The 23,819-nt window shown below is 35.8% G+C and carries 28 protein-coding genes and 1 pseudogene; 21 read left to right on the forward strand and 8 right to left on the reverse strand.

Annotated features, from left to right (window positions below; translation table 11 throughout):
* Positions 1 to 158: 158 nt before the first annotated feature.
* From BCELL_RS04785 to BCELL_RS04840, 12 genes and pseudogenes are all read left to right on the forward strand, one after another.
* Positions 159 to 419, forward strand: a pseudogene (locus BCELL_RS04785) (insertion element protein); the annotation flags it as partial.
* 129 nt (positions 420 to 548) lie between these two features.
* Complete coding sequence (locus BCELL_RS04790; protein ID WP_013487560.1) at positions 549 to 1,304, forward strand: SDR family oxidoreductase; 756 nt, start codon at positions 549 to 551, stop codon at positions 1,302 to 1,304.
* A gap of 405 nt (positions 1,305 to 1,709) precedes the next feature.
* Positions 1,710 to 2,066: a DUF4181 domain-containing protein gene (locus BCELL_RS04795; protein ID WP_157184175.1), complete on the forward strand. Its 357-nt coding sequence runs from the start codon at positions 1,710 to 1,712 to the stop codon at positions 2,064 to 2,066.
* A gap of 202 nt (positions 2,067 to 2,268) precedes the next feature.
* Complete coding sequence (locus BCELL_RS04800; protein ID WP_013487561.1) at positions 2,269 to 2,775, forward strand: RNA polymerase sigma factor; 507 nt, start codon at positions 2,269 to 2,271, stop codon at positions 2,773 to 2,775.
* On the forward strand, positions 2,768 to 3,706 hold the full coding sequence (locus BCELL_RS04805) for an anti sigma factor C-terminal domain-containing protein (protein WP_013487562.1): 939 nt from the start codon (positions 2,768 to 2,770) through the stop codon (positions 3,704 to 3,706). The genes BCELL_RS04800 and BCELL_RS04805 overlap by 8 nt, the downstream gene beginning before the upstream one ends.
* Before the next feature lie 768 nt (positions 3,707 to 4,474).
* Positions 4,475 to 5,371, forward strand: coding sequence for a macrolide 2'-phosphotransferase (locus BCELL_RS04810; protein ID WP_013487563.1), 897 nt, complete (start codon positions 4,475 to 4,477; stop codon positions 5,369 to 5,371).
* A 262-nt stretch (positions 5,372 to 5,633) separates the two neighbouring features.
* Positions 5,634 to 6,035, forward strand: a complete 402-nt coding sequence (locus tag BCELL_RS04815; protein ID WP_013487564.1) for a GyrI-like domain-containing protein — start codon at positions 5,634 to 5,636, stop codon at positions 6,033 to 6,035.
* A gap of 61 nt (positions 6,036 to 6,096) precedes the next feature.
* Positions 6,097 to 6,831: an SDR family oxidoreductase gene (locus tag BCELL_RS04820; RefSeq protein ID WP_013487565.1), complete on the forward strand. Its 735-nt coding sequence runs from the start codon at positions 6,097 to 6,099 to the stop codon at positions 6,829 to 6,831.
* Positions 6,832 to 7,090: 259 nt separating this feature from the next.
* The gene (locus BCELL_RS04825; protein WP_013487567.1) at positions 7,091 to 7,612 is read left to right on the forward strand and encodes an RNA polymerase sigma factor; all 522 of its coding nucleotides are present in this window, start codon (positions 7,091 to 7,093) and stop codon (positions 7,610 to 7,612) included.
* The gene (locus BCELL_RS04830) at positions 7,602 to 8,921 is read left to right on the forward strand and encodes a DUF4179 domain-containing protein (RefSeq protein ID WP_013487568.1); all 1,320 of its coding nucleotides are present in this window, start codon (positions 7,602 to 7,604) and stop codon (positions 8,919 to 8,921) included. Before BCELL_RS04825 ends, BCELL_RS04830 begins: the two co-directional genes overlap by 11 nt.
* A gap of 426 nt (positions 8,922 to 9,347) precedes the next feature.
* Positions 9,348 to 9,878, forward strand: coding sequence for an AAA family ATPase (locus BCELL_RS04835; protein ID WP_013487569.1), 531 nt, complete (start codon positions 9,348 to 9,350; stop codon positions 9,876 to 9,878).
* Between the two features lie 70 nt (positions 9,879 to 9,948).
* Positions 9,949 to 10,386, forward strand: coding sequence for a DUF4181 domain-containing protein (locus BCELL_RS04840; RefSeq protein WP_342633092.1), 438 nt, complete (start codon positions 9,949 to 9,951; stop codon positions 10,384 to 10,386).
* Positions 10,387 to 10,543: 157 nt separating this feature from the next.
* On the opposite strand, the gene BCELL_RS04845 is transcribed toward BCELL_RS04840, so the two are convergent.
* The 5 genes from BCELL_RS04845 to BCELL_RS04850 all read right to left on the reverse strand — a co-directional run bounded on the left by BCELL_RS04845 (position 10,544) and on the right by BCELL_RS04850 (position 13,231).
* Positions 10,544 to 11,416 (reverse strand): hypothetical protein, encoded by an 873-nt coding sequence (locus BCELL_RS04845; protein ID WP_013487571.1) that lies wholly within the window; start codon positions 11,414 to 11,416, stop codon positions 10,544 to 10,546.
* Between the two features lie 127 nt (positions 11,417 to 11,543).
* The gene (locus BCELL_RS21985) at positions 11,544 to 11,777 is read right to left on the reverse strand and encodes a PLDc N-terminal domain-containing protein (protein WP_013487572.1); all 234 of its coding nucleotides are present in this window, start codon (positions 11,775 to 11,777) and stop codon (positions 11,544 to 11,546) included.
* 131 nt (positions 11,778 to 11,908) lie between these two features.
* Positions 11,909 to 12,076 (reverse strand): YfhD family protein, encoded by a 168-nt coding sequence (locus BCELL_RS21990; RefSeq protein ID WP_081457231.1) that lies wholly within the window; start codon positions 12,074 to 12,076, stop codon positions 11,909 to 11,911.
* 34 nt (positions 12,077 to 12,110) lie between these two features.
* Positions 12,111 to 12,236 carry a YfhE family protein gene (locus tag BCELL_RS21995; RefSeq protein WP_013487574.1) on the reverse strand — a complete coding sequence of 42 codons (126 nt, stop codon included), beginning with the start codon at positions 12,234 to 12,236 and terminating at the stop codon, positions 12,111 to 12,113.
* Between the two features lie 86 nt (positions 12,237 to 12,322).
* The gene (locus BCELL_RS04850; RefSeq protein WP_013487575.1) at positions 12,323 to 13,231 is read right to left on the reverse strand and encodes a TIGR01777 family oxidoreductase; all 909 of its coding nucleotides are present in this window, start codon (positions 13,229 to 13,231) and stop codon (positions 12,323 to 12,325) included.
* Between the two features lie 158 nt (positions 13,232 to 13,389).
* On the opposite strand from BCELL_RS04850, the gene recX reads away from it, so the two are divergent.
* Together recX and BCELL_RS04860 are read left to right on the forward strand one after the other, a co-directional pair.
* The gene (gene recX / locus BCELL_RS04855) at positions 13,390 to 14,211 is read left to right on the forward strand and encodes a recombination regulator RecX (RefSeq protein ID WP_013487576.1); all 822 of its coding nucleotides are present in this window, start codon (positions 13,390 to 13,392) and stop codon (positions 14,209 to 14,211) included.
* A 65-nt stretch (positions 14,212 to 14,276) separates the two neighbouring features.
* A complete protein-coding gene (locus tag BCELL_RS04860) occupies positions 14,277 to 14,588 on the forward strand; it encodes a YfhH family protein (protein WP_013487577.1) in 312 nt (103 codons plus the stop codon).
* An 89-nt stretch (positions 14,589 to 14,677) separates the two neighbouring features.
* Here the strand turns inward: BCELL_RS04860 and sspK are convergent, their stop codons facing one another.
* Positions 14,678 to 14,842 (reverse strand): small, acid-soluble spore protein K, encoded by a 165-nt coding sequence (sspK, locus tag BCELL_RS04865; RefSeq protein WP_013487578.1) that lies wholly within the window; start codon positions 14,840 to 14,842, stop codon positions 14,678 to 14,680.
* A 96-nt stretch (positions 14,843 to 14,938) separates the two neighbouring features.
* Between sspK and BCELL_RS04870 the strand changes: the two genes are divergently transcribed.
* Positions 14,939 to 15,205, forward strand: a complete 267-nt coding sequence (locus tag BCELL_RS04870; protein WP_013487579.1) for a YfhJ family protein — start codon at positions 14,939 to 14,941, stop codon at positions 15,203 to 15,205.
* A gap of 138 nt (positions 15,206 to 15,343) precedes the next feature.
* Here the strand turns inward: BCELL_RS04870 and BCELL_RS04875 are convergent, their stop codons facing one another.
* Positions 15,344 to 16,321: a metal-dependent hydrolase gene (locus BCELL_RS04875; protein WP_013487580.1), complete on the reverse strand. Its 978-nt coding sequence runs from the start codon at positions 16,319 to 16,321 to the stop codon at positions 15,344 to 15,346.
* 157 nt (positions 16,322 to 16,478) lie between these two features.
* Here BCELL_RS04875 and BCELL_RS04880 point away from each other — a divergent pair, with 157 nt between their 5' ends.
* The 4 genes from BCELL_RS04880 (at position 16,479) to BCELL_RS04895 (ending at position 20,338) form a co-directional block, all read left to right on the forward strand.
* Positions 16,479 to 16,787, forward strand: coding sequence for a hypothetical protein (locus BCELL_RS04880; RefSeq protein ID WP_013487581.1), 309 nt, complete (start codon positions 16,479 to 16,481; stop codon positions 16,785 to 16,787).
* 25 nt (positions 16,788 to 16,812) lie between these two features.
* Entirely contained in the window at positions 16,813 to 17,904 is a 1,092-nt protein-coding gene (mutY, locus tag BCELL_RS04885; protein WP_013487582.1) for an A/G-specific adenine glycosylase, read from the forward strand.
* Positions 17,905 to 18,663, forward strand: coding sequence for an SDR family NAD(P)-dependent oxidoreductase (locus BCELL_RS04890; protein WP_013487583.1), 759 nt, complete (start codon positions 17,905 to 17,907; stop codon positions 18,661 to 18,663).
* Positions 18,664 to 18,916: 253 nt separating this feature from the next.
* The gene (locus tag BCELL_RS04895; RefSeq protein WP_013487584.1) at positions 18,917 to 20,338 is read left to right on the forward strand and encodes a hypothetical protein; all 1,422 of its coding nucleotides are present in this window, start codon (positions 18,917 to 18,919) and stop codon (positions 20,336 to 20,338) included.
* 196 nt (positions 20,339 to 20,534) lie between these two features.
* On the opposite strand, the gene BCELL_RS04900 is transcribed toward BCELL_RS04895, so the two are convergent.
* On the reverse strand, positions 20,535 to 21,104 hold the full coding sequence (locus tag BCELL_RS04900; RefSeq protein WP_013487585.1) for a cupin domain-containing protein: 570 nt from the start codon (positions 21,102 to 21,104) through the stop codon (positions 20,535 to 20,537).
* A gap of 443 nt (positions 21,105 to 21,547) precedes the next feature.
* On the opposite strand from BCELL_RS04900, the gene BCELL_RS04905 reads away from it, so the two are divergent.
* Together BCELL_RS04905 and BCELL_RS04910 are read left to right on the forward strand one after the other, a co-directional pair.
* Positions 21,548 to 22,042 carry a hypothetical protein gene (locus BCELL_RS04905; RefSeq protein WP_013487586.1) on the forward strand — a complete coding sequence of 165 codons (495 nt, stop codon included), beginning with the start codon at positions 21,548 to 21,550 and terminating at the stop codon, positions 22,040 to 22,042.
* 163 nt (positions 22,043 to 22,205) lie between these two features.
* Positions 22,206 to 23,819 carry a gamma-glutamyltransferase family protein gene (locus BCELL_RS04910; protein ID WP_013487587.1) on the forward strand — a complete coding sequence of 538 codons (1,614 nt, stop codon included), beginning with the start codon at positions 22,206 to 22,208 and terminating at the stop codon, positions 23,817 to 23,819.

Consider the following 23,819-nt stretch of genomic DNA (forward strand, 5'->3'; position numbering starts at 1 on the left):
CACCTTTTGAGTCATCCTCTAAGCAATGTACGGAGCCCCCGCAATCTCATAAAGCCCATTATAAGTGGATTTCTTATAGTGGGCGCGCGGCGAGTGAAGTCATTGCCAGAAAATATATTTGCTTTTGGGACAGCCTCTTTTTTTAATAGAAAGTAAAAACTGTGAACGCTTTTTTACAGGAAATAAAACGAAGTATTTCTTTCTTAGAAAGACCATTGGTGACTTCTAAAGGAGATGGAAAATCATATATTTACAGTAGCTTTAATCCCAAATATGCACAAATGGCAATTACTATATTAAGTACGCATTATAATTTCTGCCAAACCTCTAAATCAAATGGGTTTGAACAAACTCCTGCACAAAGGATTGGGGTTGCAGATAAAGTATATGATTGGAAAGATATTATTTACAAAAGATAGAAAAATTGAAATCATTGTTAAAATAAAAAACTAAGGTTTGTGAACAAATGCACTTAAACAATCGGGCAGGATTGTTTATTAAGAAACGAGAATAAATATTTGAAGTTTTGTTCGATGGGGGGAGAGATTATGAAATTAGATGGGTCTATAGCAGTAGTCACTGGTGCAAGCTATAATAAAGGAATTGGAACGGCTATTTGTCGTAAGTTAGCAAAAGAAGGTGCGGATATATTCTTTACCCATTGGGGTTCTGAGGATGATTGGGTAGTAAAGTTCCAAGATGAAATAATACAAGAAAACGGAGTAAGATGTTGCAACTTAGAAATTGATTTATCCGAATCAAACGCCCCTTTTAAAATACTTGATATGGTTACTCACCAATTGGGCATGCCAACGATATTAGTTAATAATGCAGCACATTCCACGAGAGATGGATATATGAAATTAGATGCAGAAACTCTTGATAACCATTACGCAGTAAATATGAGGGCAACTTTCCTCCTAAGTGTTGAATTTGCTCGTCGCTTAAAGCAACAAAATAAATTGATGGGCAGAATTATCAATATGACATCAGGACAAGCACTTGGACCGATGACTGGTGAATTAGCCTATGTTGCAACAAAGGGAGCTATATCAGCTTTCACGCTTTCTTTATCGGCGGAATTGGCACCATTAGGCATTACTGTAAACGCAATAAATCCAGGTCCTACGGATACAGGCTGGATGACAGATGAGATAAAAACTCATTTAATAAGTAAATTCTTGTCAGGGAGAGTTGGATTGCCTGAGGATGCAGCTCGGTTAGTATCATTTCTTGCTAGTGAAGAGGCACAATGGATTACCGGACAGATAATTAACTCAGAAGGAGGTTTTTCAAGAGCTTAGTTGTTCAACAAACGTTAGTTGAAGAAGAAAAATATATAAATTTAATCTATGGCTCAGTTCTTGTTGAACTGGGCTGATTTTTGCAATCAAAAAGAACTGCATTTTGCAGTGCAAGTTGATGCACAATTTTATTTGCATTTTGGTATACAAATTAAAGTTTTGCGATAGGTAACGGAACCCGTTATTCTCAGCATCCCTCTTTTTGTCAGATTGCGATATTTCACTTTACATCATATTGGATCAAAGATACGTTTCTGAAAAAATGAAGAGTTTTTTTACAATTACTCCCAACTGAATAAGAATTAGTGTTAACATTAAATAGAGAGAGTAGAAAAGATTGAATGTATGTATATTTAGATGAGTATTTATTAGACACAATACAATAAGTTTGTTGACGATTTGGAGGTGAAAACTATTAACTGGATAGAATTAATTGTTGTAAGTGTAATTATTTTCGGTATTCAACTTGCTGTTATTAAGCTACTAAAAAGAAAATTCGATATTAAAAACTATGGATTATCATATAAGCATATTAACTCCGTTCAAGCTTGGATTGAAAGAGGTCTTTTTATTGTATTTATCATACTGTTATTCTTTGCTTACAGTAGTTTATTTGTTTGGTTTTCTTTTATCCTTGTTCTCTTTATCTTTCGTGCTTATTTAGAATGGAAATATGCGCGTAGTGATAAACAATATATTCTTATTCTATGTTATCTTTTTTTCCTGTTAATCTTTTTATCAATTGTATACTTATTTTTCTAAAGACTTGTTTGAGCAAAATGATAAATTGTAATGAATGAAATAAAGAATTCATTATGGAACTTTAAAATAGGAGGGAGCTATTCTTTAAGAAAAAGAATGGCTTTTTTTGTAATCAATGTTTTTATTTTTATTTTGATATTCCTTGTAAACTTATTATTGGGAAAGGACTCTATATTATAAGGGGGATTTGAGGGGAGGTATTATGGATTCTGAATTTTTGTTGCAGTTATATAATAAACAAGCAAAAATGATCTACTACTATTTAAAAAAGAACGGATGTAGTCATGAAGATGCAGAAGATATTGTACAAGAAAGCTATATGAAATATATCGCTTATAGTAGTGGTGTTTCTACAAACAAAGCACTTTCTTATATTTTTTCTATTTCAATGAATGAATTTAAAAGAATTTTAAAGAAAAAAGGGAAAGAACAAGTCATGTCTATCACGGATGAACGCTTCTGGGATAATTTCTCCAATGATCATGATACCGAATCCAGTGTATTAACTATTGAAATGAATAATGAAATAGTGCATACCATAAGCCAGTTGCAAGAAGTCTACAAGCAACTTCTATTATTAAAATATGAACTCGAACTAAGTTATAAAGAGATTGGATTATTACTTGGAATGAAAGAAGGGACCATTAAGACTTATTTATTCCGTGCAAGAAAAGAATTTCAAATGAACTGGAGGACTCTTCATGAGTGATTATACAGATGATATTTTTGATGAAAAGAAAGTAGAAAAGGCGATTAAAAAAGGCAAGCTAAAGTCTATTATTACAATTATTTTAGTTTCTTTTTTACTATTTGTAGTTTTAAACATTACCAATTTCGCACTCTCTGCATATTTTAGTCAAAAGGCATTTGAACAATGGGATGCCTATGTCAGGCTTACTACGCCCAATGGCTATATAAGTGAATCAATTGATTCAACAGGTTTCCTTGGAGGAACTAGTAATTACAAAGTTTCAAAAAACATGAAAAGAAAAGCAGTTGTCATTGAACAAAATCAATATTCTTTTAGTCTTTTTCCATCTACATTGATTTCAAGAGGCCACGGTAGCAGTATCGGGAGCACGGCCGAAGAATGGCAATTTCAATATAAAGATAATGGGTGGAGAGAAATGATGTTTTTTCATCCAAAAGTCACTTATAAAAAATACAATAATGACGAAGACCTAATTAATCGCATTGGTGGAGATAAAATCTTTGAGGTTGCGCTCTCCTTTGATAAACCTTACAAGCAAAGTGAATTACCTTTTGATGAACTTCCAATATTGACTTGGTTCTGGATTAATACCTTCTCTGATAGCCAGATAGAAACATTTCAAGAAGAAGCAACAAATTATGATTGGAGTGCCACATTTATACGTGAACGAGAAGCTTTAGGTTTTTCCACTCATTCATATCATTCACAAACAAATTTAGATTATGAATATAATAGATTTCTCGATTTACTTGAAACTAGCTTTTCAAGCGATCACAATAAAGCGTATAGCACACTAGAGGGTAAAAAAATGAGAGATGTAGAGATATTAGGTATAGTCGTATATGGAACAAAGGAGGAAATAATAGCAATTATGGAGGAATCTATTGTAAAAGCAGCTTCTATCGGGGGAATTATTGATAATTATTAGTATTCTCACTTAAAAGTAGCTACATTTAAATAGAAAAGAGGAGCATATAAAGCAACCAATGTGCTATTTTCTTGGACAATGTTTTTTACGCAGATAATATTGATATTAACAAATTAATAGAGTATAGTATGTAATACATAATGAAAGGAGGGTTGTTAAAAATGATGCATGCAGGAAGATTACGCCAGGAAGCTTTGAACACGAAGTAACTTAATATGTTCAAAGGCTCTGTTTTCATAAAACAGAGTAAACGGGAGTAGTCTGCATATTTTTAATAACCTTCAACGGGGAAGTATATACTTTATGTGAAGAGGCAGATGTACAACATCTGTCTTTTTTGTTTAGTCAAGAAAGTAAAGGTTTTGCGAATTTCGACCATTCAATGAAAAAATATGTGTGAATGGGATAGAATTAATGTGTTTAACTCAAAAGACGAACACCTCGATACTAAGCAATGCATTTTTCTAAATCGGTTTTCTGGCATTAATCATATTTGGTTGTTGCTTTGAGAAAACACGCTTACCCCATCTCGAAATTGTCTATTTCATACTACTGAAGACATCTATTTGTTGTCCACTCGTTTACTCAATTATTCACAGACAGTAGCCTGTCTGTGTTTTTTATTATATGAAAACAAGAAAAAGAGAAGAGGCTGTACGATAAGTTAATAAAAGCTCTTGTAATGGCTACACTAGCTGCGAGCCTACTTCAATAACAGTCTACCTCAGTGGAAAAACAATTTTAAAAAATCAGGAGATGAAGAGGAACATGAATACACTAAAACTTAAACAATTAGCTAAAAGTAACGGTCTAGATATTTTAGAAGATACGATAAAAATAAATGAATCAGGTGTTGACTTTCAAGTAGCACATGCAAAGGATCGGCACGGAGATAAATGGATACTAAGAATCCCACGTAGACCAGAATCTATGAGACATGCATTACAAGAGAAAATATCACTAGAAATAATAAATAAATATGCCAGCTTTCAAGTTCCAGATTGGTCGATATTTGCTGAAAATCTCATTGCCTATAAACAGTTAGAAGGAGTTCCGGCGGCTACTATTGATATTGAGACAGAGAGCTACGTTTGGAGTTTTGATGAAAATAATCTTCCTTCTGAATATTATTACTCATTAGGAAAAGTGCTAGCAAATTTACACGCATTGCCTCAGCAAGAGTTTAGTAAATGTGGTATTGAAATAATTAGTGCTGGTGAGTTAAGAGCTTCTATGAAGCAGCGAATGGAACGTGTGAAAGAGCAATACGAAATAAATCCATCTTTATGGGAGCGCTGGCAAGCATGGCTAGCGGAAGAGAATCTTTGGCCAACCCACGTTGGGGTGAAGCACGGAGATTTACATCCAGGCCATACTCTTATTGATAAAAACAACCACGTGACAGGTTTGATAGATTGGACAGAAGTTGGAATAGGGGATGTATCAGTCGACTTCATGTCACATTACTTACTTTTTGGAAGAGAGGGGCTATCAAAGCTAATTGCTGCTTATGATAATTGCGGTGGGAAAACTTGGCCAAGAATGGAGGAGCACATTGTTGAGCTGTTATCAACTAGTGGCATCACAGTGGCTGAATATGCTAAGGCTTCACGTATAAAAGACATGCATGAGACAGCGGTTCACATGCTCGCAAATGAAAGCTAATAAAGTCATATGTAGCCTTCATGTGTTGTAAAGTAGTTATATTGTAAAAGTGTGAGTCTGTGTTTTCCATAAGCCAATAAGATTACTGGCAATGGCTACACTCGCACATCGTCGCATAAGGGAACTCAACAGGTAAAAATCAAACCTGTTGAGTTCCCTTACTTCAGCACATCTAAAAAATTTATATATATGTAAGAAGGAAAATATTACCTTTATGTAGAATGACAAAGATATCTAAAATGGTATGGAAGGGGTATTTAAAATGAACCTCATATTTATTAATAGTGTAAGAACAAATAACTTCAAGGATGAACTGATCATGAAGAAGATATCTGAATTGTGGCAAGAAGCATCAACTCAATTAAGCAGTCGTGAAGTAGTTATTTATGGCGTATATTATGATTATGAGAGTGATTATAAAGGTGATTATTCATTAAGTGTAGCTATCGAGAGTAGTAAGGCTGTAGAAAATAATGTTCAAATTTCCGAAGACAGTCAGTATGAAGTTTTTAATGTAAATGTAGAAGATGATCAAGGAATAATAAATACTTGGAAAGAAATATGGAGTCGAGAAGAAGAGGGGACATTAAATAGAGCCTACTCATACGATTTCGAAAAATATTACCCTGATGGAAAAATAGAGATTCATATCGCGATTAAGTAGTTGATGTAATTTCAACTTTAGAACATACCGTGATTATGTAATAGATAACAGGAGGTAGAATATGAGAGTACTAGTTTTTGGAGCAAGCGGCGCTACAGGTAGGCAAGTCGTTAAACAATTAATCAAAAATCAAATAAATACTAGGGCTCTCATTAGGAACACTGCAATTCTGCCCAAAGACATCGAAGAAAATCCTTTAGTAGAAGTTGTAAAAGGGAATATTAATGAACTAGATGATGATGAGATGCAAAACATTTTAAGTGGATGCAATGTCGTGATCTCGTGTCTCGGTCATAATATCACACCAAAAGGAATGTTTGGCAAACCTCGTTATTTAGTGTTTGATGCGATAAAAAAAGTTTGTAACATAGTTCAAAATAAGTGTAACGAAAATATAAAGCTTATACTTATGGGGACAACAGGTTATACGAATTCTCTTTTAGGTGAAGTGAATTCTTTCGGAGAAAAAGTGATTTTTACTTTACTAAAGCTGATGCTTCCGCCTCATAGAGATAATATGAAAGCTGCCAATTATCTTATTTATGAAATTGGTAAAAGGGACGATAGAATAGAATGGTCTATAGTAAGACCTGATACATTAATCAATCATGATGAACAAACACCATATGAAGTTTTTGATTCGCCTATTAGGAGTCCGCTATTCAATGCAGGTAAAACAAGTAGAATTAATGTAAGTGCTTTTATGATTGAACTAGCGTTAGATGATAAAACATGGGACAAATGGCTATTTAAGACGCCAGTTATTTATAACAAAACAAAGAAAAGCGATGCATGAATAATTGGAGATGAAATTTCTAGAAAACCAATAAACATTTGTGAAAATATGGAAACCTAGTCTATTACATGCGGTGGCGAGCATTTGATGAAGAGGGAATACAGAAAGGTAGATAGTTTTCAAATTTACAATAAAAAAGGTATCAAAGATAAACAAGGATTTACTACCTTGTTTTATTTTTTTGATTTTAAATAAATAAAGCCAAATGCTACTTTCATTTGTCTAATAGAAGAGAGACAAAAAGAAAGGGGGAGTTACAATTAATCGATTAGTTACTAAAGCACAAAAAGGAGACGATAAAGCTTTCTTAAAACTCTTTCAAAAATACGAACAAGACATTTATAGAATGGCTTACGTATATGTAAAGAACAAAGACGATGCACTAGATGTCGTGCAAGAAGTTGCTTATCGTTCCTTCACAAAAATAGAAACATTAAAAAATCCTCAGTATTTTAAGACTTGGTTAATGAAAATTACGATTAATTGTTCTGTCAGTTGCATTAGAAAAAACAAGAAAGTGGTTCACTTAAAACGAGAGTATGAGGAGTTTATCCCTTCAGAGAGTGAGGATATTTCACTATCAATCTCTCTGAAACAATTATTGGATTATTTGAACGAAGAAGAAAAAAGCATCATCATTTTAAGGTTTTATAAGGAATATACACTTAAGGAAATTGGAGAGGTACTAAACATACCACTAGGCACTGTTAAAACGTTATTATATCGTTCATTAGAAAAACTCCGAAAAAAAGCTAGCGGGGGTGGTATTTGTGGGAAATAATATAAAGAACGAAATAGAAAAAATTGTGATTCCAAAAGAACTACATGAAAGGTCAAAGTTAGGTGTATTAAAGGCAAAATCAGAAAAGCCAAAACGACGAAAATTAAAAAAAGTAGTACTCTCAGTAGGAGTATCGACAGCCATTTTGTTTTCAACTGGAGTAGTAGCTGCATTTATACCAAGCTTTAATAATCTAATCTTTCATGTTAGTCCAGACGTGGCATTAATGTTACAGCCAGTAGAAGAAAGTAGTGAAAGTAATGGGATTAGAGCAGAAGTAGTTGGTGCAATGAGCGATAATGAAATGGCTGTTATATATATAACACTGCAAGATGTAACAGGTGATAGAATTGATGAAACGTTAGATCTTTATGACTACTCTATGACGGGTGCTCGTATGTTCACCCATGAAATAATAAGTTTTGATGAAGTAACAAACTCAGCAATACTTAGAATTGTTGCAGGCGGTAAGGAACTTAATGATAATAAAGTTAACTTACGTATAAGTTCTTTTTTAAGTGATAAAGAAACGTATGAAGTGTCAGTAAATGCTAACCTATCAGAATTTACTAGAAAATATCCTGATACGATCCCTCTAGATATGAACAACATTCCAGGAGGTGGTGGTACCCTATTTTACCAACTTCGTAAAGAAGAAACAGTTCAGGTCTTAAAACCAAATCAAAACACAATTAGTCTGCCTGAAATTGATTTTATGCATATCTCTAATATTGGTATGATTGATGATCGTCTCCATATACAAGTAAACTGGACAGAAAACGGAATGGATGACCATGGATATTTCTACTTTACTGATAATAATGGCAAAGAGGTACGTCCTTCCAATATATATTTTGGAACTGATGATAATGGTCAAACCAATTATGGTAGAGATTTCACAGAATATATATTTAGGACCAACAACATTGATCTAGAGAACGACCACTTAATAGGACATTTTGTTTCTAGCGAAAAGTATACTACAGGTAATTGGAGCACTACATTTAGAATGAAAACAACAGGAGAAGAAAAAAGAATCAATTACTTGGAAGATTTTCACACTTGGACATCTGATTCTTTGTCTGTTTCTCCATTAGGAATCACAATATATGGCAATGGTTATTTGAATGAATTAAATAACATTAAAGTAGCTGTTACAATGACTGACGGTAGTACTTTACCATTTGACTTAGTCAGAAGCTTTAGCGAGGATAACAAGGTTACAGTGAAGTTTTTAACGGATAGGTTATTAGACATCTCTAACATTTCCTCTGTAAATGTTGATGGAAAAAGTATATTTTTCGAATAAGTCTTTTTAAGCTGTCGTAAAACCAAGTTAAATAAACTATTAAGTCTACCTTTAAGCCATGGACAGTGCTGCCGAAATCACTTGAAAGCCCACTATATGTCTGTGTCTTGTAGTGGGCACTCCAAAATATTGTTGTTAAACAAATAGTTTTTTCCGAGAGAGTGTCGATATTTTAGTACTAAAATATATACTCCTATATGAGTATAAAGAGGGATGATACAACCCTGATAATATTACAGCTAAAGTAGCTTACAAAAAAGCTCGATTTGAAGAGGGTTTAGTGTCTTCATGGGGAGAACAATTAGCGCAGTTTACATTATAACGTTTTCCTTACCATTTAGTTGGAAAAAAGTGTTAAACTAATTGTAGAGGGAAATAAGGATTTGCAGTTAAACTAGTACCCCTATTGAAAAAGTGAGGATTTATATGGAAACAAACTTACCTAATAAAATACATATTATAGGATCAATCGGTAGTGGGAAAACCACCTTAGCTAAGGAACTTTCCGCCCAACTTAATACTCCTTTTTATGAATTAGATAATGTCGTTTGGAAGCGACGTAATAATGGAGATGTAAGACGAACTGAACAGGAGCGAGACGATTATTTAAGATCGATAGTCACCAATGAAAAATGGATTGTTGAAGGCGTTCACCACAAATGGGTATCACCTTCTTTTCATCATGCTGACCTCATTATCTTTTTAAACACAAATATCACAAAAAGAAAAATGAGAATAATGACAAGGTTTATCAAGCAAAAGATTGGGGTCGAAAAATCAAATTATAAACCGTCATTAAAAATTTTAAAAGATTTATATCATTATAATACTGTTTTTGAAAATGAAAGTAAGTCAGAGATTTTGAATTTGTTAACCCCATATAATGACAAGCTAAAAATGATAAGAAACTCTTCTGAGGTTGTCGAATATTTCAAGAAGCTAACTGAGAAACATTAAAGTGACTTCCCCACCTATGGAAAATGAAGCTCCAATAATTCTCCTGGCATGATCGAAAATTTTAAATGAGGTGATATTTTTGTACGGACTTGAAACAAACGAATGGCTGAAGTTATTGGTTTTATTAACTTTTTTATTATTAGTGCTAGTTTCCTTTAATGTGCTAATGAGAAAATTACTAAAAGTTGAGAAAAAGAAGTTTTTTTCATATAACCACGTGAATGAAAAACATGCAAAAATAGATTGGACAATTAGGATTACTTTTATTGCCGTCCTCGTTCTCGGTTATATCATTAATATGTCTAGAGATCCATCGGATTGGTTATGGTATTTAGAGCCGTGGTATTTAGCTTTTGTGTTCATTATTGGGAGCGAGGGAGCTAGAGCTATGCTAGAGTGGAAATATGCAGAAAACCGAAATGCATATAAGCTCACACTAAGTCAGTTATTATTCATTGTCATTTTATTAGTAACCATATTTACGACTAATTTTTTCGGGATAATATAAAACTCAAAAGGTTGATTTTTACCTTTTGAGTCAACCTCTAAGCAATATGCGCAGCCGCACCAATCTTTTAAAGCCCACTATAAATGCTTATAGTGGGCGCGCGGCAAGTGGAACGATTGCCAGAAACTTTAATAGCTTTTATTTGTCGTAATGCGTATTAGCCGATTTTCTTTTTCACTGAATCTACAATTGAGCGCTTGAGAGATTTGTCATTAATAGTCTCCCTGAGCCATGCTTTTGGAGATACTCCCTTTTCTTCCTTCACCCTTTTGAAAAGCTTGCTTAATATAAGTCTCAACGTTTTCGTATAGTAGATGTGATCAATTCGCTTAGCTGTATTTAATAGCTGTTCTAGCAACTCTTGTTCATGTAGCGAAATATTCTTTACTGCTTCGTTTAAAAACTGTCGGGCAATTTCAAGTTCATTATGTGATAAATAGTAATTAGTCACATCATCTAATAGCTGGGGATATTGGTTTATATGCATACCTAGTATTGGAATATGTGAATCGTATCGGTGATTGGTTAGAAATTGAAAGGATTTTGACGCATTAGCTTTTTCTAATGCTTGATCTAAGGCAGAAAGAATTAAAGATTGTTCTGATTTTCCTTCTGTTTTTTGGAGTGTTAATAGTCTTGAAGGCCATAAATGCTTGATATCCTCTAAATGTTCGTCAACGAGGTGCTTGATAATATTTTCATTTTTCATTTTTGCCTCTTCTATAGGCTTTAATGCATCCTTTAAATCCTCTTGTGTTACTCTATGTTGCTTTTTTCGATCGGATATTTTTTTGTATTCTTCAAGAACGCGGGCAGATTCCTTTGTCGTCTTATTCGTTAAGTAAAAAGAATCCAAGAAATGTCCATCGTCATGAAGTACAGCAAAAATAACAGGAGAGTCTTGATCGAAAAGTAAAACATTCGTTTTTTTCTTTCCAATATGCTCCTCATATTTCACGACATAATATCGTTTGTTCGTACTGTCCAAGTACACTTTTTTTCCTAAAAAACTAGGAGGTAATAAACTCATTGGCGCTCACCAAGCCTTTCACTTAATATATTTTGACCCAAACTACGACGGAATGTGAAGTGTAATAGATGAAAAGAAAGTATTGGAAACTTAAGGTGGATATATTGTTGAAAGTCTAAAGAGGTATTTATGAATCATGACGGATAACATAATAGACGATTAAACCTACAACTGGAAAGAACAATGTTCCAAGTAAAACAATTAAACTATACTCTTTGCTGTTTCCACGTCGAAGAGAGTCTCTATACGCCCATATGCTTGTAAGGATGTTTAACAAAAACAAAATGATGATGAAAGTCATGAAGATGAAGAAGACGCCGAAAAATTCGATCACTTTAAAGTAATCCCCCTTATATATCATTTGTCCTCTACCTTCATGATACCTATCTTTTCATCATTTGCCCACCTTTATATTAAAAATTTTTTGAAATTTAATAAAATAAAAATACGAAATCCTTTAATAAAGGGGCTAAAGGATTCCGTAAGTATGTACTAAACATCTCTTTGTTGTGCACGGTGGTCAGCAGCATCCTCACGTTCTTGTGCTTCTTTATCATCAGCGTCTGCTAACTCTTCAGAAAACTCTACATACTCATTATCATTTACCTTATCTGTATCAATAATATCTTTGTCACGTTTTTTTGCATCCATTACGTTCATCCTTTCGTGTTGATTTCTATGGTGAATGTCGTTGCTATGCGTTTCCTTTTGAACGTTGGAACGCGCGATCTGCAGCTTTAAAATCTGACTGATATAAAACCTCTTGTGTACTGCTTAAAGATTTTCTACCTTCTCTCGTTTTTTTCTTTTTGTTTTCCAAAAAAGATCACCTCAACTTGTCAAATTTAGTCGTTTATAGCGTAACCTAACAAGTGGACGCATATGCAAAAAATAGCAATTTTTTTCTTAAGTAGTTTCAAACAAGCTGTCCAAAGCTTCTTTTAAACTCGGATAAATGAATGTAAATCCTGTTTCCTGCAAATTCCGCGGAAGTACTCGTTGCCCTTCTAAAACGAGCGTGCTCATTTCTCCTAATACTGTTTTCAATACGAAGCTAGGGACAGGTGCCCAATAAGGCCGGTTAATGACAGTAGCTAACGTTTTTCCGAATTCATGCATTCTAACAGGTGTAGGTGATGTTATATTAACTGGACCACTAATCGATGGTGTTTGAATGCAGTGCTCGAGTGCTCGCACCGTATCCTCAATATGGACCCAAGACATCCATTGCTGACCGGACCCTAATTTTCCACCAACGAACATTTTATAAGGCAACAGCATTTTCTTTAAAGCACCAGCTTCTTTTGAAAGGACGATTCCAAATCTTGCATATACAATACGGAGTTCACCTATCAAAGGAGAGGTTGTATCTTCCCAATCATGCACTAAAGAGCTTAAGAAATCGTTACTTTTTACAATATCTCCCTCTGTGAACGTGCTTGTTAAGGAGGTTCCATAATAGCCAATAGCGGAGCCGTTTACTAAAACATTTGGCCTTGATTGCATTGATTCGATAATCCTTACGACTTCATTTGTTGCAGAAATTCTGCTATTGCGTAGCTGCTGTTTCTTTTCCTTTGTCCAACGTCCGCTATTTAAGCTTTCACCAGCTAAATTTATGATCGCATCAATACCTTCTAGCTCAAGCTCGGGTTTTGCATTATTTGTTAACCACTGTATAAAAGTGACGTTTTCCTTTGATTGATGTTGTGCGGCATGTCTTGTTAATACGAAAACGTGATGTCCGTTATTAACGAGTAATGATGTTAAAGCTTTGCCTATAAAACCAGAGCCACCCGCAATTGCAATCTTCATAATCTATTTCCCTCCTATATGCTTATTTTGTTTTATTGTGAAGACGATAAGGAATTGTTATTTTCTATATGTATCCTACTTTCATTTTTTACCTTTTTTCGTTAAAAATCAAACGTTTTTAGCCAAGCATATGATACGATAATAATGAGGTGATGATCATGCCGAAGATCACAAAAATAACCCCAGCGAAACGAAGTAAAGCTCGTTTTCATATATATATAGATAAAGGGGAAGGGGAAGAATATGCTTTCTCCGTTTCTGAAGATGTTTTTATTAAGCATCATTTGTCTAAAGGGAAAGAATTGTCACAACAGGAAATTGCAAACATTCGCGAAGAAGATGTATTAGATAAAGCGTTCCAAAAAACGCTCAACTATATATCTTACCGTATGAGATCAGAAAAAGAAGTGTTCACATATTTAAAGGATCTGGAAATTAGTCCGGAAGATGCACATAACCTAATTGATCGACTAAAGGATTTAAATGTGCTCGATGATCTTATGTTTGCAGAGGCTTTCGTCAGAACGAAAAAAAATACGCAAAAAAAGGGTCCCTTCATTATTGAACAGGAGCTATACGAAAAAGGGATATCACAAAAGCATATTGATCAAGCGATGAAGCAGTATCCAATGGAAGAGCAATTGGAAAACGCAATGGTCATTATCTCGAAAAAAAAGTCAGGCTATAAATCAGACTCTCAAAAGCAGAAGAAACAAAAAATGCATCAATTTTTACTTCAAAGAGGCTTTTCTACTAATGTTGCTAAGGAAGCGATTGAAGAGAGTGATTTAGATAACAGTTTTAATGAGGATTTGGAATGGCAGGCAATTGCAAAGCAAGGAGAAAAAGCGTTAAGAAAGTTTATGAAATATGAGAATTATGAAAGAGATATGAGAATAAAACAGTTTTTATATCAAAAAGGATTTCAAATAGACTTAATCGATAAATGGATAAATGAACGAGTAAAGGAAGAGGGTTAATTTCTTTCATAAGTAGATGCATTTGTTTATAATACACGTAAATAAGTTTTTATAGGAGAGTTAAAATGGAAAAACGCTATAGTCAAATGACCCAACAGGAATTGATGTCCGAAATTGCGCAATTAAAAGTGAAGGCACAAAAAGCGGAACAAATGGGAATCATAAATGAATATGCCGTTTATGAGCGAAAAATGGTAATGGCTCAAGCGTATTTGATGGATCCATCCGCCTTCAAAGCTGGAGACACATATGAAATACGTGACTCTCAAGAGCAGTTTAAAATTTCCTACATGAACGGTGTATTTGCTTGGGGATATAGAAATGACTCATCTGAGGAAGAAGCATTGCCAATTTCTCTATTAGGCAGTAAAAAATAATGAAAGGAGAGGAGCTAGAATCAGCCCTCTCGTCATTCATTCACATTATTGTGGAGGTCGTTCCTCAATAGAGGAGGTCACTCGCAAATCTACTCACCAGGGTCATGCTTTCTACTTTGGGTAGAAGCTTGCATACGTTCTGCTGGATGGTCGTTGATGGATCCGTCAGCACGTTTGGATGCGTAAGCAGCTTTTGCTCTAGGTTCTCCATCTAAAGATATTCTCGGTGGGAAGCCTTTTTCTTTATTACGCATAAAAGAAAACCTCCTTTTTATTGGGAACACTTATATTATTTGAGCAAAACACTAAAATATGATTTGAAATTGTTGTAAAAGGGGTAAGGAAAGATGATGAATGATTACTTTGAACGATTAACAACGCAGCTCTTAGAGCAAAACAATAAGATCTCTTATGCAGAGGCAAGAACGTGGATTGAGCTATTATGGGAGGATTTTGAAGCGACATATGCAAAAGCTGGCCGTAAATATCAGGGGCAAGAAATGACGGAAAAGATATTGTCACAATGGATCAACAATTATGGCTCTCGACTTCATGAAGTACTCATCGAAAAGCCGAAATATCGAGAATTATTCGAGCAAAAAAAGTTTTACCATTAATTTATGTACAACAGAGGAAATTGAGTGGCTATACCATACACAAGAGGGTGACGCAAAGGTTGTAATAACCTATTGCGTCACCCTCTTAGCAATGTGCTAGCAGCCTTTATTAAGTGGCTGGGATAGGTCTTAAAAAAATTAAATTGCAACTTCAAGCTTTCTCTTCAACGTTTCATTATTAAAAATCCACCCCGTGTAAGAGGAAAGTATTTCATGTTCAGAGTTTAATCGCACGATAGCAATGAACGGATAATGCCCTTTACTACGATAACGAAGATCAACAAATTTTACAGTATATCCATGCGATTCCTCAGTAACCTCCCATCGATATGCAGGAGAAAAAGAGAGAAACGCACTTAAATTTGGGTCCTTACGAGCATCCTTAATGATTTGCAAATCAGGAATTGTCTCAAAAGGATATGTTTCAAAATACTCTAGAGTCCCATTCTTCATTTTAGCAACGTACATTTCATCTTTTGTACGCACAACGATATGCCAACTGTTCCACCGGTACGTAGGTGATGTGAAAATATGCGTTGCGTCAGGATGAAGACTTTTTACATAACGGTAAACTGCCCGTTGCGCACGTACTCTCCAAATATAGTAACAGGTAATTACTGCGTACATCGCTAAAAACGTCCAACCTGGGTCTGTACCAAATCGCCAAAGAATAATGCCGATAATGTGAGTGATAAATATAAAGATGTCAAAAATATTAATAACGCCTAATGCAATCCACTTATCCTTAATAGGAGCAAAAGCCTTCGTTCCATATGCATTAAAAATATCAACAAAAACATGAAGGAATACAGCTAAAAACGTCCATAGCCATAGGTGAAGTACGTTCACGTTTGGAATAGTAAGTGTCAAAACGATAGTGATGAGTGTTGGCCATATAAACCAAGCTGGTATAGAGTGAGTAACTCCCCTATGATGTCTTAAGTAGGTTGCGTTATTTTTTAGTTTTAGTACCGTGTCAAAATCAGGTGCTTGAGAGCCGATGATCGCACCGAGCATCACTGCCTGAGTCATTGTCGGACTTCCAGAAACGATAGGATCCAGTGTTGCTAAGCCGCCAAGAGCGACTCCCATGACAACATGGGTTCCCGTATCCATATGCTTCCCTCCTTGGTGGTGGTACAATTACTTTATGCTTTAACATTATTGTCGGTATGTACGAAAGTAAACCGTTGTTATTCATTTTTAAAAAAATCGTTACACTCTTAACTATATTATTACCCAATCTTATTAATTTTCAAAAGGAGTTTTCAATATGAATAATCAATTGCACATATTTATGGAGTATAGAATTAAAAGTGAGTATGTAAAGGAATTTGAAAATAAAATGCCCGATGTTATGAAGGAGTTGGAACGACACGAAGCGATTGAGACGGAGTGGTTTGAAGCAGCTGATCAAAAGAACTTATACGTAGAAATGTTTAAGCTACCGACACATTCTCATTACCATGATATAAAGAACGTAAGAAGAGATAAAGCCCATCCTATTTTTGGACAGTTCGACCAATACGTTGAGGGTGGAATAGAAAAGGTCCATTGTTGGGCATTTGTGAAAAGGTCTTAAGGAAGAACTTAGGGGGAAACCAGAAATGAATATAGAAGAATTACGAGAGTGGCCTGCAGAAGATTTTCAAGCTAACCTCCTTCATTGGTATGAAGAAAATAAAAGAGATTTACCTTGGAGAAGAGAGAGAGACCCTTATAAAATATGGGTGTCAGAAATCATGCTACAGCAAACGAAAGTCGATACAGTCATCCCTTATTATGAGAGGTTCATTTCCCTTTTTCCATCAGCTAAAGCACTGGCAGAAGCTGAGGAAGAAACAGTGCTAAAAGCGTGGGAAGGTCTAGGCTATTATTCGAGAGCGCGGAACTTACATGCGGCTGTCAAGGAAGTGAATGAAGTTTACGGTGGAATGGTTCCTAATAATAAAGCCGAGATTTCTCGTTTGCGAGGGGTTGGCCCTTATACTGCAGGAGCGATATTAAGTATTGCCTATAATATTCCAGCACCTGCCGTTGATGGGAATGTCATGCGTGTTGTGACGCGTCTTTTATTGATGTACGATGATATAAGCAAAGTGACTACGAGGAAAAAAATAGAAGCAATTATTGAACAAATTATTTCGGAACAACATCCATCTGAATTCAATCAAGCTTTAATGGAATTAGGCGCTCTCATCTGTACACCACGAAACCCTGCATGTCTCATTTGCCCAGTGCAACTTCAATGTAGAGCCCGCGAAGAGGGTGTACAAGAAACATTGCCAGTAAAGGCAAAAAAAGCGAAGCCAAAGCAAAAAAATATGCTAGCGCTCGTAGTGAAAAATAAAGCTGGACAAGTTTTAATTCAAAAACGACCAGAAACGGGTTTACTAGCAAATCTATGGCAGTTTCCGAATGTGGAAGCAGACAATATAGAAGCTATCGTTAATTATATGAAGGAGACAGCCCAGTTAGAGGTCGATGTAAACGTCACAGTGAAGCAGCACGTTAAACACGTTTTTACACATCTTATTTGGGAGATTGATGTGTATAGCGGTGAAGTTGGAGAATGGGGCGAAGAAACGGATCTAGAAAGTAGCTCCTTCAAGTTTGTCGATAAGGAAGATATAGATTGGTATCCATTCCCAGTATCACATCAAAAAATCATTGACCGCATGGTGAAGGGGGAAGAGTAAGTGGACTTAAACTTATCAGAAAAAAAAGTGTTGATTACAGGTGGCTCAAAAGGGATTGGAAAAGGAATTGCAAAAGCTTTTCTAAAAGAAGGCGCACAAGTTGGTGTAGTAGCAAGAGACGAGAAAGCACTGAATGCTTTAAAGAATGAAGAAGAGAAAATCGCTATTTTTCAAGGGGATATGACATCAGAAGCGGATAGAATTCGCGTTTTCAATGAGTTTATGAATGAGTTTGAAAATATCGATATTTTAATCAATAATGCGGGGGGCTCACAAGGTTCCACAGTAGAAGAGACAAATATCGAAGAGTTTGAGCAAGCAATGCAATTAAATTTCTTTTCAGCTGTTCACCTTTCAAAGCTAGCGTATAGCGAAATGAAAAAGCAAAAAACCGGAAGTATCATAAACATATCCTCCATTTTTGGAAGAGAAAGTGGTGGGAAAGTAACCTACAACAACGCAAAATCAGCAATGATTTCTTTTACGAAGGCATTTGCTGACGAGGCGGTAAAAAATGGTGTCCGCGTCAATGGCGTAGCTCCAGGAAGCATACTGCATCCAACAGGAAATTGGCAACGCCGTTTAGAGGAAAACCCAGATAAGATGAAGCAATTTGTCGAGGACGAAATTCCGGCAGGACGTTTTGGAACAGTGGGGGAGGTTGCTGATGTCGTTGTTTTCTTAGCATCGGAACGTGCTAAATGGGTTATAGGTGCAACCTTAAATGTAGATGGTGGACAATCAAGAGCAAATTTTTAATACATTCCAGTGGGCCGAGGTGCTTAGAGAGAACTGTCCTGTTCTTTTCTAAGCGCTTTTTTGATGAGGGCACTGAAAAAAACAACTTTTTCAACGGCCTCCGATATTTCCCTTTTTCAGTTCCTCTTTTTTGAGCAGGAGAGGAAAGGAAGGAATCTTTAGGATCTGTCCCCCTCCTAAAACAAAATTATGATAGAATAATAATTTATAGTGCTTAAAACACAGTGAAATAATGACATAAGGGGTAGGCAGAATGAAATTAATTTATCTTATAGCTATATTAATGGTGATGGCTGGATGTAATACAGCTGAAGGTGATCCAGATTCGTCTGCGTCCGTAGGCGAAACAGACAGTGTCCAAGAAGATCTTGCATGTGAGGCACCTTCGTTGAAAGACGATAATGAACTAGTTGTTTCGGTTGAAGGAGAAGAGAGAACGGTTGAAGGGAACACATTCGATTTCGAGTTTGGTGGTCATGTCCATGTACTACCTGGATACGAGACCAATACATACACAGGAACTGTAATGCGAGGAGAAGACGAATTACATTATCCTGGTGTAACTATTCGTGCTGAGGTTGAAGATAAAACGGATCGAGATGAAGAACCAGCAGCAACTATTGGGATTTATGAAATGCCAAGCTGGGAACCAGCGACGATTTATGATATTACGAATGATCTTAGAATGTTTAAGCAATTGCAGCCTGCAACAGTAGAATTACAGATTGATGATTATCCGGAACTTTGTTTTTTTGACTTGATTTATAGTGCGGAAAATGAAGAGAATAATAGTTTACATTATTTTTTAGGTAAAGCAATTAATGAAAAAGTGTATGTTGTCCAACTAAATGTGACGGATAAGGACGACAAGGAAAGTGAAGCAGAAGTACTTGCGATGGCTTCCACGATTTTTATCGAAAAGACAATGGAAGATCGCAAACCGATGGTTGTTACGCAAAGCTGTGAAGCAGGAGTAAACCTCTCTTTGACTTTGTCAGAGAGAATGGGTTACAACACGTCAAATGATGGGGAAATAATTCAAGAGCAGTATAGGCATTTGTTTTATTACACGGACACATACTTACGTGAAATTTTGAGTGTATCTTGTGAAGGAGAGGCGACAGAAGAAAACATTGCTTCCATTATTGCATCCCATGAAGGCATGAATCCAGATTTTGAATTTATTGATACTAGTACAATTGAAGACATAGAAGATGTTCATATGTATATCACTTATGAAACTAGTACAAATGAATTAAGAAATACAGTTTTACTGGAAAGAGATAACGTGTTAATTAAGGCGAGGTTTGGAATTAATCTATCACGAGACTATGAAGTACGAATCAAGGAATTTCACGAAGCCATTAACTCTATTGACGTTGAATACAGAAGTGAGTCGGAAGGTCTTTTTGAAGTGGAAAATGAGGAGGGAACCTCTGAATATAGACTCAATCACCCTTCTGAAGAAATGATTACTTTAGGAAATTTTTATGGACGCGCTAGTGACAATACAATAAAAACGGATGATGTTTATGGAGAAATAGCCGAATTTATTTTCAACCCAAACCTAGAAGATATAGTGAGCGAATTAAAGGAAGGAGATACGATCATGATCTCCTACTTCAAAGATGAACATACCGGTGAGAAGCTTATTACGAGAATTGATAAAATGTAATAGTTGTTATCGTATGAGGTTGACTCAAAAGGTTGATTTTTTTACCTTTTGGAGTCAACCTCTAAGCAATGTGCGTAGCGACCGCAATCCCATAAAGACCGCTATAAGTGTTTTTTTAAAAAGATAAGTATAAATAAGAAAATAATTTTTTCACCCAAGAACATATCGAGTGAACTAAAAAAGACTGCTTCTTATCCTATTCAGTTCCATCCTGAATATATTCTTTAATGAGTAATTCTTCTATGCCTTGCTTTTGGGCTTTTTTAGCCATTCTATTAAATAGGAATCGAACGAAAAATGGCATTTTCACTAATCTAGTATCCTGCATATTTAGAATGACGACAGCGTGCAACATGTTATCAAACTTCCCCTTTTTGCTAATCTTTCCGTCTGCAGCAAGTCCATAGGCTATTCGCATAGATTCTTCAAATTTATGTGGTGGTGTTAGTTTTACTCGGAAAGTAACAGGCTCAGTATCTGATGCGTTTTTAAATAAGTGGTGCGTTTCTTTTGGAACAGTTACTTTTTCTCCTGGATTTATGACATGCTCTTCTTTCCCTCGGATGACAAATAATTGCCCTTTTACCCCTTCAAACTCTTCTTCAAATTCTAAGTGATAATGAAGAGGTGGCCCTTCTCCACCAGGTGGAAGATTTACCTCGATAAGTAGGTATTCACCATTTGTCTCTTTTGCATTTTCCAAAAATGTTATAACCTCACCCGTATGAGCATGAGTTATCGAACGATCTTTTGTAGCTGTTTCCACTGTATCACCCCTATTTGTTTTATAGTAAAAATTATACCAAAAACAGAATGGAGTAGTGTGAATAATCAGAAAAAAATATTGTTACTTAGTAACTAGGTATCTAGTCTCTTAGTTCTAGATATAGAGTATAGAGGTTTGTTGTAATAGCATGAGAAGAAAAACGAGAGTGTTAGTGTTGTTAGAGTGTTTCTTAGAGCATATAGAGAAGAAGTAAAATAGTTAAAGTGCCGATAGAGCAGTGCTCAGAACACATAAGCAAGGAAAAAAATCGATAAATTACCGATAAGAGAGTGAAAATCCAACCAAAAATTCATTAAAACACTTCTTCATCACATACAACAAACACTAATACTCAGGGCGAAGACGCTATGATATATTTAGATTAGAGTGAAAACAATATTTACCATTGTTGTGAAAAAACGAGTACTGGAGGGGTTCGTGATTTGAAGAAGCTATATTTGCCACTCGTCATTGCTATTCTATTAACTGCTCTTTTTTTCTTTTTAATTAATGTAATGGGTTCATCACCAGGTGATACTTCGGGGAACGGCAATCCAGCCATCATATTGATGATGCTATTAGTACCTCTATTTTGTTTCTTCATATATTTTTCGTATAAATTCTTTACGCAAGTAACGCATCAATCAAAAAGTTTAGTCTATATGGTTATCGCTATAGTAGCGCATTTGCTTGTAGGTCTAGTCTATCAAATATATGCATTTAGAAATTATAAGAAACTGTTGCAGGATGTGTATTACGAGGAATTCCTTACGGTGGATTACGACTATATAGACCAAATCACTTCTTTTTTATCTATACACGTTAACAGCCAATACTTTAATATTAATACATTTTTCATGTTTTTATCCCTATCTATGTTCATCCCCGTGCTCATTATTTTTGCACAAAGATTGATAAAGCAAATGATGTCGAGCTGAACCTCAATTAAATGTGCACCTACCAACTTAACTATACCCTTCGTAACTCGAAATATGTTAATATATATAAGGATTCGTGCTGAAAAAGATTGTGATTGTTTTAATACTAGCGAGTAAACGGCATGTATACGTGTATATTAAGAGAAAACGAGGAGGTAAATCATTGGTTACATTTAATAGTTCTCATTATCCATATTCATCACAGCGAATGGTTACATACGGTAAAAAAGGCATGGTTGCAACATCGCAGCCATTAGCTGCTCAAGCTGGATTAGATATATTAAAGAAAGGTGGAAACGCAATTGATGCGGCGATCGCTACAGCGGCATGCTTAACAGTTGTCGAGCCAACCTCTAACGGCATTGGAGGCGACGCGTTTGCACTAGTGTGGACGAAGGGGGAGCTGCATGGACTAAATGCTAGTGGGCCAGCACCTGCTTCTATTTCTATTGAAAAATTAAAAGAGCGCGGAATAGATGAAATACCTAAATTCGGTTGGATTCCGGTTACGGTTCCAGGCGTACCTGCTGCCTGGGCAGAGCTTTCAAAAAGATTCGGTAAGCTCTCCTTAAAAGAAGCGTTAGCGCCTGCAATTAACTATGCGAGAGAAGGATATCCATTAAGTCCAACACTTGCGCATTTTTGGAAGCGTGGTGCAGAAGCATATACTAAATTGCTAGAAGGCAGTGAATTTGATAGCTGGTTTGAAACGTTCGCACCAGGAGGAAAAGCACCTGAAGCAGGAGACATTTGGAAGTCTGAAGGGCATGCCACAACATTAGAAGCAATCGCAGAAACGAATGCTGAAGCTTTCTATACGGGAGAACTTGCAGAAAAAATCGATGCTTTTTCTCAAAAATACGGTGGATATTTAACAAAGAATGACTTGGCTTCGTTTAACCCTGAATGGGTGAAGCCAATTAGCGTTAATTACAAAGGCTATGACGTGTGGGAAATTCCTCCAAATGGACAAGGGCTTATTGCACTAATGGCACTTAACATGTTGAAAAATGATACGTTTGCAGCGCGAGATGATGCCACTACATTCCATAAGCAGATTGAAGCAATGAAGCTCGCTTTCGCTGATGGAGAAAAATATATTACAGAAGATAAAGAAATGAGTACAACAGTTGACGCATTACTAAGTGATAGCTATAGCCAATCAAGACGAGAGTTGATTGGTTCAGAAGCAATTACACCAACTGCAGGAGAGCCGCCAAAAGGTGGAACAGTGTACTTAGCTACTGCAGACGAAGAAGGAAATATGGTTTCTTTCATTCAAAGTAATTATATGGGCTTCGGCTCTGGTCTCGTCGTACCAGGTACAGGGATTTCACTGCAGAACAGAGGGCACAACTTTAGCCTAGATCCTAACCATGATAATGCTTTAAAGCCAGGGAAGAGAACGTATCATACGATTATTCCAGGATTCCTTACTAAAGGAAATGAAGCAATTGGTCCTTTCGGTGTGATGGGTGGATTTATGCAGCCACAAGGTCATATGCAAGTTGTGATGAACACCATTGACTTTGGCTTGAATCCGCAGGCAGCACTTGATGCACCAAGGTGGCAATGGATGAAGGATAAGCAAGTATTATTGGAGCAGACAGTTCCGAATCACCTCGCAACCTCCCTTTCGGCAATGGGGCATCACATTCAAGTAACACATCAATCAGGTAGCTTCGGTCGTGGTCAAATCATTTGGAGAGATCCTAAAACAGGTGTGCTTGCTGGTGGAACAGAATCTCGAACAGATGGTGCCATTGCTGTTTATTAA

The organism is Evansella cellulosilytica DSM 2522, assembly GCF_000177235.2.
Lineage (GTDB): Bacteria > Bacillota > Bacilli > Bacillales > Salisediminibacteriaceae > Evansella > Evansella cellulosilytica.